This window comes from Microcystis sp. BLCC-F209 (assembly GCF_041928595.1).
Lineage (GTDB): Bacteria > Cyanobacteriota > Cyanobacteriia > Cyanobacteriales > Microcystaceae > Microcystis.
In genome coordinates, this window is record NZ_JBHFLL010000324.1 from 1 (window position 1) to 15,018 (window position 15,018).

Annotated in this window: 17 protein-coding genes; 9 read left to right on the forward strand and 8 right to left on the reverse strand. The window is 43.0% G+C overall.

Features of this window, described 5'->3' with window-relative positions; translation table 11 throughout:
• Positions 1-374 precede the first annotated feature (374 nt).
• Complete coding sequence (locus ACE1AQ_RS21670; protein WP_110543628.1) at positions 375-977, reverse strand: DUF3782 domain-containing protein; 603 nt, start codon at positions 975-977, stop codon at positions 375-377.
• Between the two features lie 600 nt (positions 978-1,577).
• Between ACE1AQ_RS21670 and ACE1AQ_RS21675 the strand changes: the two genes are divergently transcribed.
• The 3 genes from ACE1AQ_RS21675 (at position 1,578) to ACE1AQ_RS21685 (ending at position 5,616) form a co-directional block, all read left to right on the forward strand.
• On the forward strand, positions 1,578-3,110 hold the full coding sequence (locus ACE1AQ_RS21675; RefSeq protein ID WP_110543631.1) for an NHLP bacteriocin system secretion protein: 1,533 nt from the start codon (positions 1,578-1,580) through the stop codon (positions 3,108-3,110).
• 64 nt (positions 3,111-3,174) lie between these two features.
• A complete protein-coding gene (locus ACE1AQ_RS21680) occupies positions 3,175-3,351 on the forward strand; it encodes a hypothetical protein (protein ID WP_170915562.1) in 177 nt (58 codons plus the stop codon).
• A 54-nt stretch (positions 3,352-3,405) separates the two neighbouring features.
• Positions 3,406-5,616 (forward strand): FUSC family protein, encoded by a 2,211-nt coding sequence (locus ACE1AQ_RS21685; protein WP_110543633.1) that lies wholly within the window; start codon positions 3,406-3,408, stop codon positions 5,614-5,616.
• Between the two features lie 970 nt (positions 5,617-6,586).
• Here ACE1AQ_RS21685 and ACE1AQ_RS21690 read toward each other — a convergent pair.
• From ACE1AQ_RS21690 to ACE1AQ_RS21700, 3 genes are all read right to left on the reverse strand, one after another.
• On the reverse strand, positions 6,587-6,862 hold the full coding sequence (locus ACE1AQ_RS21690) for a hypothetical protein (protein ID WP_110543635.1): 276 nt from the start codon (positions 6,860-6,862) through the stop codon (positions 6,587-6,589).
• 315 nt (positions 6,863-7,177) lie between these two features.
• Complete coding sequence (locus tag ACE1AQ_RS21695) at positions 7,178-7,390, reverse strand: type II toxin-antitoxin system HicA family toxin (protein ID WP_002776326.1); 213 nt, start codon at positions 7,388-7,390, stop codon at positions 7,178-7,180.
• Between the two features lie 2 nt (positions 7,391-7,392).
• On the reverse strand, positions 7,393-7,590 hold the full coding sequence (locus tag ACE1AQ_RS21700) for a type II toxin-antitoxin system HicB family antitoxin (RefSeq protein WP_002738180.1): 198 nt from the start codon (positions 7,588-7,590) through the stop codon (positions 7,393-7,395).
• 199 nt (positions 7,591-7,789) lie between these two features.
• Here ACE1AQ_RS21700 and ACE1AQ_RS21705 point away from each other — a divergent pair, with 199 nt between their 5' ends.
• Together ACE1AQ_RS21705 and ACE1AQ_RS21710 are read left to right on the forward strand one after the other, a co-directional pair.
• Positions 7,790-8,008, forward strand: a complete 219-nt coding sequence (locus ACE1AQ_RS21705; protein WP_041804251.1) for a hypothetical protein — start codon at positions 7,790-7,792, stop codon at positions 8,006-8,008.
• On the forward strand, positions 8,001-8,393 hold the full coding sequence (locus ACE1AQ_RS21710) for a hypothetical protein (protein ID WP_002780952.1): 393 nt from the start codon (positions 8,001-8,003) through the stop codon (positions 8,391-8,393). The genes ACE1AQ_RS21705 and ACE1AQ_RS21710 overlap by 8 nt, the downstream gene beginning before the upstream one ends.
• A gap of 258 nt (positions 8,394-8,651) precedes the next feature.
• On the opposite strand, the gene ACE1AQ_RS21715 is transcribed toward ACE1AQ_RS21710, so the two are convergent.
• Positions 8,652-9,539, reverse strand: coding sequence for a hypothetical protein (locus ACE1AQ_RS21715; protein ID WP_043999719.1), 888 nt, complete (start codon positions 9,537-9,539; stop codon positions 8,652-8,654).
• Positions 9,540-9,555: 16 nt separating this feature from the next.
• Positions 9,556-9,789: a hypothetical protein gene (locus ACE1AQ_RS21720; RefSeq protein WP_002780950.1), complete on the reverse strand. Its 234-nt coding sequence runs from the start codon at positions 9,787-9,789 to the stop codon at positions 9,556-9,558.
• A gap of 385 nt (positions 9,790-10,174) precedes the next feature.
• Here ACE1AQ_RS21720 and ACE1AQ_RS21725 point away from each other — a divergent pair, with 385 nt between their 5' ends.
• Positions 10,175-10,504, forward strand: coding sequence for a site-specific integrase (locus ACE1AQ_RS21725; protein WP_253257666.1), 330 nt, complete (start codon positions 10,175-10,177; stop codon positions 10,502-10,504).
• Positions 10,485-10,658 carry a hypothetical protein gene (locus ACE1AQ_RS21730; protein WP_002737005.1) on the forward strand — a complete coding sequence of 58 codons (174 nt, stop codon included), beginning with the start codon at positions 10,485-10,487 and terminating at the stop codon, positions 10,656-10,658. The genes ACE1AQ_RS21725 and ACE1AQ_RS21730 overlap by 20 nt, the downstream gene beginning before the upstream one ends.
• A 3-nt stretch (positions 10,659-10,661) precedes the next feature.
• Here ACE1AQ_RS21730 and ACE1AQ_RS21735 read toward each other — a convergent pair whose 3' ends face one another.
• The gene (locus tag ACE1AQ_RS21735; protein WP_002735121.1) at positions 10,662-11,516 is read right to left on the reverse strand and encodes a universal stress protein; all 855 of its coding nucleotides are present in this window, start codon (positions 11,514-11,516) and stop codon (positions 10,662-10,664) included.
• A gap of 454 nt (positions 11,517-11,970) precedes the next feature.
• On the opposite strand from ACE1AQ_RS21735, the gene ACE1AQ_RS21740 reads away from it, so the two are divergent.
• Complete coding sequence (locus tag ACE1AQ_RS21740; RefSeq protein WP_110543639.1) at positions 11,971-12,948, forward strand: alpha/beta fold hydrolase; 978 nt, start codon at positions 11,971-11,973, stop codon at positions 12,946-12,948.
• Positions 12,949-13,377: 429 nt separating this feature from the next.
• On the opposite strand, the gene ACE1AQ_RS21745 is transcribed toward ACE1AQ_RS21740, so the two are convergent.
• Positions 13,378-14,013 carry a hypothetical protein gene (locus ACE1AQ_RS21745; protein ID WP_008201214.1) on the reverse strand — a complete coding sequence of 212 codons (636 nt, stop codon included), beginning with the start codon at positions 14,011-14,013 and terminating at the stop codon, positions 13,378-13,380.
• Between the two features lie 102 nt (positions 14,014-14,115).
• On the opposite strand from ACE1AQ_RS21745, the gene mnmA reads away from it, so the two are divergent.
• Positions 14,116-15,018: tRNA 2-thiouridine(34) synthase MnmA (gene mnmA / locus ACE1AQ_RS21750; protein ID WP_374809200.1), on the forward strand; the 903-nt coding region annotated here is incomplete at its 3' end.

The window sequence follows — 15,018 nt, forward strand, 5'->3', positions numbered from 1 at the left end:
AAAGCCACTCTTAATCGTGTCTTGGAACGAAATAGAGGCTTTTAAAGACTGCGTACATGGAGAATTAAAACAAGAATTACCCTCGAAAAGCCTATTTTTCCACTAAGTATTTATGCTCATTGCAAAGGTGAGATGCTCCCAAGTGATGAGTGATGTAGCCTATACTCAAGGGATTTAGTATAATTTTAGCGTTGATTATTGGCAGGAATGGAATCGGCTGTCCCAGGTTTGGTGGGTAAAATGTATTTTAAGATATATTTCTCAAGAGCGAGGGGGTGGAACGAACCACAAAGACACAAAGGACACAAAGATCGCTCATATTGTAAGTTAAACTGATCGCACAGAACCTATAAGATTTCGAGAAAAAGCTAAACCTACCAAACCCGGGGCGTAAACTCTGCATCATTCAAAATTATTACATTTTCCCCTGACTGCACCAACACAAATAAACCCTGACGACAAGCGTAACTCGCCACCTCATCGGGAACAATCATCGCTGCCACCGCTCCTAAGGCCTTTACATCTCGAAAACGAGGCATTAACCGCTTAAACTTCGCCAAACGTTGTAAATGCTCATCCACATCCCTTTGAGTTAACTTACTTTTGACCTCCACTAAAATGGCATCCGTATCATTCACTACCAATAGATCAATCTCTAAACCCTCATTATCCCGTTTTACCGAAATGCCAGGGTGAAACTCATGGACATCAATACCCCGCTCCTGAAACAGACGCACCACCGCAGGACGTACTTGCCACTCGACAAACTCTCCTAAACGATTGCCCAACTCCCCAATCTGCTTACTAACTCTGTTAATTTGCTTATCTGTTTCCTTGATTTGTTTATCCGTTTCTTTTTGAGCTTGGGATAACTCTTGTTGGGATTGGGATAACTCTTGTTGGGATTGGGATAACTCTTGTTGGGATTGAGCCAATTCCTTTAGTATTGCCCGAATGTCTTCAATAGTGGCTGTCATAATGAATTTTCTCAAGTTAAAATGAAATTTTCTTTATTATAGCCCGATCGCTTTTTCTCCCTTGAAGTAACCGTTCAGGGGGTAGGGTTGATTCATGAATCAACCCTACAATGAATCAACCCTAGTTCAGGGGGGGACAAAATCTAGTAATCTAAAAAGACTTAGAAAAGAGCGGCTACTGTGAAAGAGTAGTATCCATCTCGGTGCTGCCCCAGGAGAGTCCTTCCACTGAGTCAATGCCACTGGCGGCTTGACATCCCCCCCCCTGAACGGTTACAATGAGACTATACGCCTTATGTAAGTTAGAAGTTGGAATAGTGTAAACTCGTTCGATAGATTATCTCTCTAGTCGGAGCGTTGGACTCAAACACTTGATCCCTAATTAGGTTGTTTTAGGTCACATCAAGAGTAATACTTTATTAGGTTTCTTACAGGAAATTTTAAAGGTTTGAGCCTTCGGTAAATCTTTCGAGGTAGCCTAGTTATCTTATGTCAAAAATAGCTTGAGCGATTTTTTCAGAGGATTTTCCTAGTCTAAAGTAATATCCTCTGAATGTTTATCATGTTACAAATTAAGTGATTTTTACTCATTTCAGTACAATGGCAAAGAATCAAGCCGAATCTATGTCTGATCAGAATCATCAGCAGCCAGATATGGGTGCGAAGAAAACAACGCAGGCTAGGATAGAAGGTCAGGATGATAATCAAATAAAAACGGGAATTGCTCCTAAAATTGATTCGGAAAAACCGTTTAAATATTCGGAGCCAACAGGAAGATTAGGGGAGATAATCCTGCGCTTAATGCCGGTGGGTCTTTTGCTCGGAGGACTGAGTTATTGGGCGATAGTTGGTAAGATTCCGACTCCTGTTCAAGGACGAGCGGTCATTTTGATTCCTCGTTCTATTGTTAATATCGAACCCCGTCAAGGTGGGCGGGTGTTAACCCTCCTGATTCAACCGGGAGATTCTGTCAAAAAAGGGCAGTTACTGGCAACTTTAGAGTTTCCTGAATTAGAAACAGAATTAAAGGATAAAAAGGATAGACTAGCAGATCTCAAGCAGCAGGATAAAAGAGTTGACTCTATTGAAGTGAGTCGTCGCCAATTGAATGCAGCCTCAATAGATCGCCAGCAAAAGGCGAATCAGCTTCAGATTAAAGCACTTCAAGTTCAATTATCCAGTAATCAAAAACAGCGAGAAGCCTATCTCTCCCATGCTCGATACCTTAAAAATTTCCAGAACTCAACGGATGAAAGACTAGCCGCCTACGATAAACTTATCGAAGAGGGGGCTGTCGCCAAGCTAGATTTTCCCTCCTATTTGTTTCAGTTCAATAATCTAGAGGCTTCTAATAGTATCAATCGCGTCCAAATAGAACTTGATCGCCTGAAGGGGGTTGATGAAAGCCTGCGAGCGCAGATGAACGCATTGACGGCCCAGAATAATATACTAAACACAGAAAAACGGCAAATAGACCTCCAAGATACAGCCAGTGATATTCTTCGTTACAATGCGATCGCTGACCAGCAACGAGAGATTAATACGTTAAGAACCACCATTCAAGCCAACAAAAATGTAGTGAGTCTGTACAACGGCCAGATTTTAGACTTATCTGTTAATCCGGGGGAAGTTCTGGCTCCGGGGGGGCGCATAGGTACGTTAGAAGTCTCCAATCTAAAGGCCAAGACCAACGTGGTGGCATTGTTTAAGAGTGGTGATGCCAAACGATTAGAACCGGGCAAGGAAGTAGAAGTCGTTCCCGATCTCTATGATCGCGAACGCTATGGGGGTATCGTTGCTAAGGTAATTACCGTCGATCAGCAGCCAGTAACTGTGGCAGAACTGGCAAATATAGTGGGAAGTCATGAACTCGCCAGCAAGCTGTTTCTGGGTAGAGATGAAGACGATCGCGATAAGCCTATACCCGTCAATGCAAGTGTTATCAAAGCCACTTTAGCCCTGAAGGTCGATCGCAATACACCGAGTGGTTTTTACTGGACCCAAGCCAAGGGAGCGCCCCAAACAATTACCAACGGGACTACCGCAGATGTCCATGCCGTGGTAGAAGAGCGTTCTTTAGTGAGTTATATAACCCCTGCTTTTCGCTGGATTACAGGGGTGTACGATCGTTAACCACAATCTTGCGAGCGTAAGTAGCTGAAAGAAACAACGACTAGAATAAACGGTTAAACCTAATATGGAAAATCCGAAAAGACGTTCTCAATGGTGGACTTGGTGGTTTAAGTGGTGGATTATCGCCGCAGCGTTTGTCTTAGTAATCTTGATCCATAGTGAGCCTCCTCAGCTTTGGTTTTGGTTGGTGACGTTTTTGGCACTAATTTTATATGGGATTGAGCGAGCGATTAATGAGTAACAATGAGTAGTCGAAAAAGGATATAGAGATACCTTGGACAGTAAAAACGGGCTAATGATCAGACAGGGATTGAAGTTTTCCCTGGGTGCTGCTCTCTTAACGAGTTTCTTTTGGCACCGGGGAAATGTATTAGACAACTTTGTCTATCCCGTCTTTGGGTATGTATCTGTACTGATTGAGCCATCCATGGGAGGTGCGATCGCCGCAGGTTTGGGGCGTTTGGGGGGAAGTGCTTTGGGGGGAATCATTGCGGCTATCCTGGTGAACGCCTACGGAATCCAAGGCTCAAGTTTTTTTGTCATTCCCTCTCTCACCTACATTTTAGCCGCCCTGATCTGTGAAACTTACCGATGGCAAGCCGCTTATTCCCAAGCCACACTACTGGGCGCTTTAATTGCCATGAGAGTGGTAGGAACATCAGCACAACAAAATATCTGGCTCTATTTGCGATCGCGCCTGATCGATAACTGGATCGGAATCGCTGTGGGAATTGCTGTGGCCTTACTATTTTGGCCCCAGAATACTCGATCCGATCTCAACCGGAACTTGATGGGAATCCTTCAAGATATACCGCACTTGTTCCAAAAAATCCTCGATCGCCACTTAAAAACTGAGGTCGAGGAGCGGGATTATTCTCTTTCTATTGAGCAGAACGAGCTTAACTTACTCAATCAGATTAAAAAATCAACACAAACTAGCCTTTCAACACTCACAAAAGCAACCCATGAATTCGGTAGTGAGATATTGGTGGCAGAAAATTGGAGTGAAATCTTGGCAATTCAGAACCAATTGACTCGACAATTAGCTGATCTGATGGCTTTTAAGGGCGAAAAGCATGAACAAAATTTAGTGCATCAGTTCAGTGATGAATTAAACCAATTGGCGACTCATCTTACCGACAGCTTTGATAGCTTGAGGGATTTGAGTAACGGCCAAAAAATCTTAGCTACCCCTTACCTGACAGAATTAGAAGAAGATTTAGCGAATATTGGGGGTAAACTTGATCATCTCCGAACAAGTGGAGAGATTGATCGGTATGATGTTCAAGAATCACTACAGTTTTATCAATTTATTCAACTTGTATCTCGATTTATCCAACAATGCGAGGGATTAGGAGGCAGGATAATCGATAAAACCAAAGTAACTGCAACTTTCAGGCGAAGACACCTGATTACCTTTCCCAAATGGGCCCCTATATCCCTAAAACGCCTGAGAGAAATTGTCAGTCTTGGCCTGGTTATTGGTTTGTTACTGGCTATTATTCGTCACATCGAGTTTCCCTATCCTTCTGCTTACGAAAAAGTGGCAGATATTGTGATCATAGGTGCAGTGGTCACTGTCATTCAACCGACAAGGGGGCGAGCGATCGCGATCGGTTGGGCGGCCACTGTTTCCTTGAGTTTGACGATTCTCTGTATTTACCTGTTGGTCAAGTCCTTTGGTTATAATCCTTTTAGTAGCAGTCTGGCTTATTTTTTCGCCTACTTCAGTTGTGCTTGGCTGGGGTTTACGCCCATCGCTCGCATCGGTGCGATTGTAGCAGCCGATGCCATCGGGAAGGATATTTTTCCTTTTTTCGAGCAAGGAATTTGGGCCGCACTGATTTCAGTTCCCGTAGGTGCGTTTCTGGGGGTGTTGCTGACCACTGTATTTATGACAAAATCGGCTACAAACCAACTGGAAACAGATTTTTCTGTGACTTTTAAGAAAATGGGACAGCTATATCAAAAACTGCTGACGGGCTATTTTCAGGATAGGATACCACCGTCAGATATCGCCCAACTGAAGCAGGCCATCACAGTGGCTATCGCTCAACATCCAGCCTCGGTTAAGATTGCCAGTCTCGAACAAATTTCCACAGTTTTAGCAACCAAACACCAAAATTTTTGGAATTTCTCCATCGGCTACGAACAAAAACTCTCGGCTCAACTGGATGCTTTACAAGATGTGCTACAGCAACCGCTTCCTGAACCGATACGACAAAAGTTTTTACCTGAATTACAAGCGATCGCACAACAGACTGCGATCGCTTTTGATCAAATGGCTGAGGCGATCGCTGCCCAGGTAATTCTCAACCCACCAAAGTTAGGATTGCTCATCCAAGAAATTGAATCTCTTGAGAAGCAATTACTGAGCTTGCGGGTTGAGAGTCGAAGTTATCCCTTAAATGAGCTAATCGCCTTTAGCTCGGCTTTTATGACGATGAAAGCCATTGCCAGCAACTTAAATCAAATGAGTCAAGACTTACCTGCCTACACCCAATAGGTAATAGGCAAATATTATCAGCCTGAAGGATTTCTGCTCTCAGGGCTGTACATTCAGTAGAGTGTAGAGTGTAGGGTGCGTTAGGCGGCTATCAATTTAGTCAAAAAACCAAAATTAATAATTCGCCGTAACGCACCCTACAAGATCAGCGATCGCACTTCCTCTACTAACGTTAAAGGCAAGATTGAGAAACATCTCTCCCTTGCCTTACGAACTTAGATTGGGTTACAAGAACCCTAGAGATTTAGCGATTGCAATGAGTGCAGCGATAGCCTGTAAGAAGGGTAAAAAACGCCTAATAACTAATCTAAATCTTCGATAATAAGATCGAGAAGTTTTATCTAGACGCTTGATACTCACCTTTAGCCTTTGGCAAAAAGACTGAAGTGACTGGTTTGATTTGCGCTGCCCGTTGCCGTTGAGCTTACTTCCCTTTAACACTGTCTTCCTCCGGATCGAGTGAACCGGCATTGCTCTCCCTTTGCAGGAAAGATAACAGTGGAGATCAGGGACTAAGGATTAACCCGATTGCCCACACAGCGGACTATCTTTCGATAGTCGTGTTAGTCTGCCGTCTTAGTCCCATCAACTCGGAAAGGTGTGGTGTACCCCTTGTAGACAAAGGATAGTTTCTTAATTATAGCGGATCGAATCAAGCCCGCAATTACAGTTTGCCAGTACCTCCGTTCCTGAATCTAACTCAATATCTCGTGTTCTTGAGCATAGCGCCAGACTACGCGATCGCTACTTTCCATCGACAATCTAACCTCTCTAAAGGTGACAAATTGGACAGACTGAAACTCAAGTTAACCGCGTTTTGCCAATATACCAAGAAAAATCAGCTTCAATCAATGTGCATGGTGCGTTCCCCAAAATCTATTGGTGGAACAGTAGGACTTGCATTAGGGAACGCACCCTACGGCTACAAGGGAAAGTGTAGCTTCACGGCGCAAATTCACAACTCCGCGTATCATGAATTCTTATTTAAGCTCCGCGAACCAAAGTGATACACGGCAGGGTGTCCAATCCGAATTCCAAAAGGCTGGGCATCAGGGTTACGCTCAAATAGCCGATTGGTTGCAGCTACGACCGTTTCATCAACCTCAAAATCTCCGGTTTCGATGTCGATCGCGATAATTTTACCCTCATTACCCGCTTCGACTTGCTGCCGAATGCCAGACTCGTAGAGTTCTTTCCCCCGACGAGCCATCTCCTCTTTGCTGTAACGCCTTTGCCGAACTGTCATAGCCTTGCCCCATTGACTGCCTTCTCCATTTTAACCTCAACGATCTCGCTCTTTTGAATTGATAGGGTGTGTTTGACAATCACTTAATCTTGGCGATCGATATGATGTAGCCTGTGTTAGCGTTAGCGTAACCCACGGATTTTGAACATTAGATAAGGTGCGTTCACTTCATTAACACACCCTACAAGATCGGCGTGCTGCTACGCAGTGCCTTCGGCATCGCACTCTGTTATGAGTTGATTGATGTTGGGTTTCCTTGCGTCAATCCAACCTACGGGCGAGGCGATCTGCTACGCAGTGCCTTTGGCATCGCACTCATAATAGTTGACGAAATTCTGCGACTGTCAAACCAGCATCTTGAACAATTCCACCCATTGTAAATGCCTTAATTGGATTGTGCCTTGGAAGAGCAACTTGACGCACCCCATCACTCATGATGATATGTTTGCCTTGGCGAATGATCCGAAAGCCTACCTTCTCCAAGGCTCGTACTGCATCTAGGTGATTTACGCCAGGAATTCTAGGCATAGTTACACCTGCATTTCAATTTCACGAATTTCCCCATCTTGCAAGCGTTCTTCTAAGGCTGCAAGATACTCACGAATTGCATCTTGGATATTGGTTAATGCCTCTTCCTCAGTATCTCCCTCGGACCAACAACCGGGGAGCGCAGGAACGCCAACAGTAATTCCTTCTTCAGAACGATAAAGGACAATTTTGTATTTCATCATAAGTTCCTTCTAGATAGCACTCCATTTTAGCTTGATAGAATTATGGATGTGGGATCAAATTGTAGCAACACATGATGTGGTTCTTGTTACTCAGCACCGACCAACCTGATACGGTCGGTGTGCAACGGGATTGTTAGACCGTACCTCACAGATCGCTTATGATCAATTTATTCTCGCATATCTAGAAGTTTAAGCCATGTCACTCACTGAGTTAATTCTTCTGGTCAACAATCTGAGCCAGACAGACAAATTATCACTCTTCAAACTCCTAGCTGCACAAATCCCGGATGCTGAACTACAGGTTATCTTTTCCGCATCAGAGTATCCGATTTGGTCGCCCTACGATGCCACGGAAGCCGCCAATATTCTGATGCATATGATTCAGGATGACGGAGAGGCATCTACCCATGCCTAGTACAGTCGAATTTCCCCTTTCCGACGATGAAGCATTACCCACGATTCCCATCACTCTGAGTCATGCAGGCCTTTCTGTTTCTGCGAATGCCCTGCTGGATACCGGATCTACGGTCAATCTATTACCTTACCACATCGGGCCGCAATTGGGTGCAATTTGGGAGGAACAAACTGTCCGCTTGCCATTGGCCGGAAATCTTGCAAGGGTTGAAGCACGAGGGTTATTTGTGTATGTTCAAATTGGGAATTTGGAACCTGTTCGTCTAGCCTTTGCTTGGGCAAAAACCTCTCAGATACCCTTAATTCTTGGGCAAACGAACTTTTTTCGAGAATTTGATGTCTGTTTTCAACGATCGCGATGCACGATCGAAATTATCCGCTTCTAATAAGGGTCGATGTGTTTTGGGTGGGATCGCGCTTTTGGTTAGTGTTGATAGAGAAAAGCAATGCTTGGTTTCCTGCCGTCAACCCAGCCTACGGAGATAAACGATCGCACTTAATCTTGGCGATCAAATATGATGTAGCCTGTGTTAGCGTTAGCGTAACGCACGGATTTTGAACATTAGATAAGGTGCGTTACATTTCATTAACGCACCCTACCAGATCGGCGATCGCACTTTTCAGAAGTCGGCTCCAACGCAGTGTTAGACCTCTGGATTGTCAATCCTAATCTTGTGTTTTTGAGCAAACTCTTGAATCGTATCAAAATCTTCTTTTAATAGAGAATATATATTTTTATCATCTTGTATCTCTTGTTTGAGATTGAGCAATAATTGGTATACTTCACTCAAATATTGCTTGGCTTTTGTATCAAAGCTTTTAAATATATGCTTTGTCATTAGTCCTAGACACACTGCAATATTAATTCTGGCAATTAAAAAATTAGTTCTATCCTTGTAGATCTCGCTTGAACGCCAATTAAAAGAATCAAAGTCATCAATAGAGTTGGGAAAATCATAAGAAGTGAAGTTTCTTAAATCTTCAAGGATAACTTTGAGCTTACGAAAGTATCTTACAAGAATTTTCAGATTTCCAGACTTAAAAAACTTTACATCATCTAACTTCCCTTTATATAAATCATCATCTCTAATAGTACTCTCTCGATCCTTAATCTTTGCTATATCTTTTAATAAACCTTTTCTCTCTTCAATCGTTCGTTGTGGGTCAGATACAATAATATTTGGATCATTTTGTGAGCCAATAATAGTTCCTGCATGAGTAGTTAATCTACCTCTTATGCTCTCACACGCTATTCGGATATTGTAAAGGTCATCTATCTGATTACTTACAACTAAATCAAATACCTTGGAGATATCTTGGATCAAATTTCTGTACTTGAAGATATTGATTACCCAGTTACCCAAAACTATCGCTAATCCAGTATTAATCCCTGCTATTAGAGTATTTTGAGGATTCTTGAAACAATTTGCCAAAAAATCTAGTGAGTGAATTCCATACTCTCCTAGCGTTTCGTAATTAAAATTAGTAAACATAACAAAGGGTAAGGAGAAAAATAAAATACTGATACTCATAAAACTTAAAACAAAATCAATCCCTGTCTGGAAAAACATCTTCGCCAAACTCAGATAATAACCATTTGATATGAGCCTCCCCTTCACGAGCAGTATATATCATATCAATTTCGGATTCCACTTCCCAAAGCTCTGACTCAAGTTCTGCCCTCTTTTGTTCGTTTTTCTCGTATTTCAATTGCTTTGACAAAGTTGTAGATTTAACTTTCAAATTGTAGAGTTTTACACTCTCTGGATTATTGCTTCTCATTGTTTTAACTTCCTTAAGAACTTGTTATTGCGATCAGAAGAGGACAGTTTGAAACCAAGTATAAATGATCACCCTAAGAACTATTCTCTGTTGGATACTAGAATACGGATCAACCTAGTCTAACTATATATTATGCGGAAATTTTCCGTATATCACGCCAAATACGCATTTTTTTAAGAATCTTTCTGTATATTACGCTCAAATGGAGCGATCGCAAGAAGTTTTCCGTATAATATTACGATAAGCGTGTTATGCCGATTAGCGTACTCTTTTATGAACCCTCCCCCACCCCGAAAACTCCTAGACGTAGTGCGAGAGACGATCCGCCCTACCGCATTACTCCTACCGCACCGAACAAACATATCTGGACTGGATTAAGCGTTATCTGCTCTTCCATCAGAAAAAACATCCCCGTGAAATGGGGGGTGAAGAAATTAGAGCCTTTTTGACCCATCTTGCCGTTGACAAAAACGTTGCCGCCGCCACCCAAAACCAAGCCCTCAACGCCATCCTTTTCCTTTATCGGGAAGTTCTTAAAATTGAACTGGGTAATATCGGTGCATATTTACGAGCAAAAGGTCACAAACGTCTGCCCACCGTCCTCACCAAAAAAGTAAAAATGGCTGATGATTTTAGCGATCGCACAACAAACTGCGATCGCTGCCTAGGTCATTCTCAACCCACCAAAGTTAGGATTGCTCATCGAAGAAATTGAATCTCTTGAGAAGCAGTTACTGAGCTTGCGGGTTGAGAGTCGAAGTTATCCCTTAAATGAGCTAATCGCCTTTAGCTCGGCTTTTATGACGATGAAAGCCATTGCCAGCACCTTAAACCAAATGAGTCAAGACTTACCTGCCTACACCCAATAGGGGCTAAATCCCTTCTTTTCTGGCTAAAAGGACGGGACAATTGACATTAACCCGCACATAATCCGAGAGGGAAGTACCGAGAAGGCGATCGAGATCTGGTAAACTCTTAGCCACGGAAGGACGGCGATCGGGCGACCCCAACAGTAAGAGATCGACACCATAATCATCGACGAGTTTGCAGAGTTGTTCTCCCGGTTTACCCCCCGTCACCACGCAGCGATAGGGTATATTCATCCGTTTCGCTTTTGCCACTGCCGGCCCTATAATCGGGTTTTCTTCCATTTCTTTGGGGGAAGTGGGGGCAAATTCTGGCTTTAAGTCGGGGTTGACGCGGGCCAGAATTAACTCTGCTGAAGGATAGTCTCGCAGGAGATAAATAGCCAGATCGAGAGCTAAATCGGCCGAGCTAGACTTATCGAGAGCTACCATCACCTTTTTGATTTTTTTGACGTAAATATCGTCTTTTACCAATAACATCGGGTGATTAGTCAGTTGAAAGACGTATTGACTGACGGAATTTTCTAGAATTGCCTCCAGTCGCTTCAGTCCTCGGGAACCCATCAGGATCAAATCGGCCCCGATTTCGTCGGCAACTTGACAGACGGTATCTTTGGGATCTCCTTGCCGCAGAATCGTGGAGACTTTGCTCGGTTCAATTTTGACTTCTTGCAGGATTTTAGTCAGCATTTGGGTCCCTTCTTCCCATTTACTGGCCAGAGCTTCGGTGGTAATCTGAGGGGGAACAACCCGGAGAATGGTAATCGACGCTTTCCGGATAGCGGGGAGATCCATCAATGCTTGTAGCATTTCTTGGGTTTGACCTGCGCCGGAATCAGCGTATAGTATTTTCTCTAGCATAAGATTAAACTCGGTCTATGATCTTAATGGTTTTCGCCAATTTTCAGCATACTGCTAATGTTGTTCTCGAAATTTAACAACTTATTAAGCGCTTTTTCTTCGGTAAATGCGATGCCGAAGGCACTGCGTAGCAGCTCGCATTTGAGGGTATTTTAAGTATTTATGCTTAATTGACTAGAAATACTTGGCTCAAAATCATCGGGTAAAGCGTTCATTTGTATTATATTTTGGCTGCAATGCTGGCGCTCTCTTTTAATCATACTAAATCCGTTGAGCATAGGCTACTTATAAGGACAGGCAAGAGGCAAAAGGGGGTATAGATAATCAGTCTTTAATAAACGGATTTAGTATCACTGCCGCTGCTCACCATTAAATCGACCATTTCATTGATGATTATTCATGGTTAATTCTCCAGCAACCACAAGAATTTTTGATTTTTACAAGAGGTCTAGTTATGTCTTTATCAATTCGAGTAATTCTCCTAGTAGCGACCACAGTTTATCAGACGTTATCTGTTTGGATAGAAGAACAAAAAGCACCGCCGGGTAATTTGATTAATCTAGGTAAATATCGCCTACATTTTTGTCTAGCGGGATCGGCTAGTCCCACTATTATTATTGACCATAGTTTAGGGGGAATTGAGGGATATTTTTTGATAGAAGAATTGTCACAATTGGCTAGGGTTTGTATTTATGATCGAGCCGGTTATGGTTGGAGTGATCCTAGTCCCCATCCACGAACTAGCTACCAAATTGTTCAGGAATTAGATCAATTACTAACCCAGGCAAAAATAGAACCACCTTATATTTTAGTTGGTGATTCTTTTGGCAGTTATAATGTTCGACTGTATGCTCATCTGTTCCCAGAAAAAGTAGTAGGTTTGGTACTCACCGATGGTTTACACGAGCAGGGAATGCTGAAAATGTCGCCAGCATTAAAGGCCTTAAAATTATTTTTCATCTCTGGATTTTGTATGTCGATTATCGGCTCAATTTTAGGCATTATAAGAGTTATGAGAGTTCTGGGAGTTTTTGAATTATTAAAACCAGAATTGCGTCGCTTTTCCCCAGATTCTTGTGATCGAGTTAAGCGTTCTTTCTGTCGCGCTAAACACTGGATGACGATGAGTAGAGAAATGCTTAATCTCGACCAAAGCGCTCGTCAGCTGAGTGAGGCTAACAATTTCGGTAATTTACCGATAGTTAGTATTAAAGCTAATTCTTTTTTTAAACCTTCCCTTTGGACTCGCTTTATTCCCCTCAAAAGTGCCAACCAACTCCGGGAGGAGATGCACCTAGAATTAGGCAAATTATCCAGAGATTTTAGGGAAATACAAGCGGATAAAAGTGACCATTTTGTCTGGATGGATCAACCGGATGTGATCATCGATGCGGTCAGAATTTTGCTTGACAAAATTAACTCTGTGTGCTAAGTAATAGGGCAAAATTAACTTCTTGGTGAGGATAGGCAAGAGGCAACAGGCAAGAGATAGTTAGATAAGTAGGTAGGCGTTAAAAATTATCAGACACCACCCTTATCAAGGGTAGGGTTGATTCATGAATCAACCCTACCTTATCAAGGGGAGCAGGGGGGATCGAACCTAAAATCCATTTTTAATTTAATTATAACCAGCTACTTATGTGTAATTAATTGTGTCTAGCTACTTAAGAACTTCCCCTCAAAATTAATTTTTGATAATTTTAATTAATATTGTGTCTCCCCACTCTCCTATACCTTTTAAACAGGATTTAGTATTACAAGCGGTTTTATTAACCCGCAGCAGGGCAAGGGTTAAGGAGAATTAGGGATAATTCCCAGACCTGAACCCGGATTATTATTAATATTTTCAACCCTAACTTTACTAATTATTGAGGGTAATAATCTGAGCGCTAAAACCCTGTTTAGTTAACTCTTGTACTCTTTGCTTTGCTTGGTATTGTTGCTGAAATAACCCCACTTGAATCACATTTTCTCCCGTACGGATAAATGCGAGGGGTTCAATTTCTTTAATTTTTGCCAACGCTTCCGCACTATTAGTCCTAACTTCAACGCGAAAGAGTTGATTAGCGGCAATAACCCGCTGCTGTGGTGCGGGGGGTTTATTGGCGCGATTTTGAGGTCTGGGTGCTGGTGGATTGACAGTTTGACGATGATTATTAATCACCGTAGCATCGGCAGGACGCACGGTAGCGGGAGCTTGAAAAACGTATTCTCTCAGGGGTTGATTACCAGAAACTGGGTCCGCCACCAGAGGACGAACTGAAGGAGAATTAACTGGGGGTAAATTTAAGGGTGAACATTGGGAACAATTAACAGCACTGGGACTGTCTGAACGTTTAGTTGGTTGTCTCACCGCCGGCGGTGGGGGCAAACGACGACCGGGATAAAGATTCTGGGCAAAAGATAAGTTTGCTTTTAGCAGTAGCGTTCCTTGAGCGATTATCCCGACTTTTAACCAAAATAAAGCCGAGAAAAACAGTAGATTTGTTCTCATCATGCTGGTTTGTCCTCACACGAAATTTGGGTACACCATGTCCAAATTTTAAAGGAGGAGATGCTAGTCTAGAAAGTATATTGGTTAAAAATCATTACAAAGTTTATGGGGAAAGTTGTTGTCGGTCTATCAGGGGGAGTAGATAGCTCTGTTGCCGCTGCCGCCTTACACGCTCAAGGTTATGATGTTATTGGCTTGACCCTGTGGTTAATGAAGGGTAAAGGTCAATGCTGCTCCGAGGGAATGGTGGATGCGGCCTTTATTTGTGAGCAGTTGGGGGTTCCCCATCATATCGTCGATAGTCGCGAGCTTTTCCAAAAGGAAATTATTGATTATCTAGTTTCCGGTTACGAAGCGGGAATCACACCGCTGCCCTGTTCTCAGTGCAATAAAGCGGTAAAATTTAGCCCGATGCTGCATTATGCTAGGGAAACCTTGCAAACGGATACTATTGCCACCGGTCACTACGCTAGAATTCGTTTTTCTCCTGAAAATAACCGTTATCAACTGCTGCGCGCCGTCGATAAAAATAAAGATCAATCCTATTTTCTCTATGATCTAACTCAAGATGTACTGCGTGGGACTTTATTTCCCTTGGGCGAACAAACCAAGGCAGAAACCCGCAGGATTGCCCAGGAATTCGGCTTAAAAACAGCAGATAAACCCGATAGTCAGGATTTATGCTTGATTGAAGCTCACGGAACTATGCGATCATTCTTGGATAAGTATATCGCCGTTAGTGAGGGGGATATCGTCGATCTCGATGGCAAAGTTTTGGGTAAACATAGCGGTATCCATCATTATACGATCGGACAACGCAAAGGCATCGGCATCGCCGCCGCCGAACCCCTGTATGTGGTAAAACTGGATCCCGTCATGAATCGGGTTATCGTCGGTAATCGCGAAAGTGCCGTTAGTGCCGCTTGTCTTGTCGGACGGATGAACTGGGTTTCTATTGCTGAACCTACCACCCCTATCCGCGCGCAGGTACAGGTACGTTATCGTTCT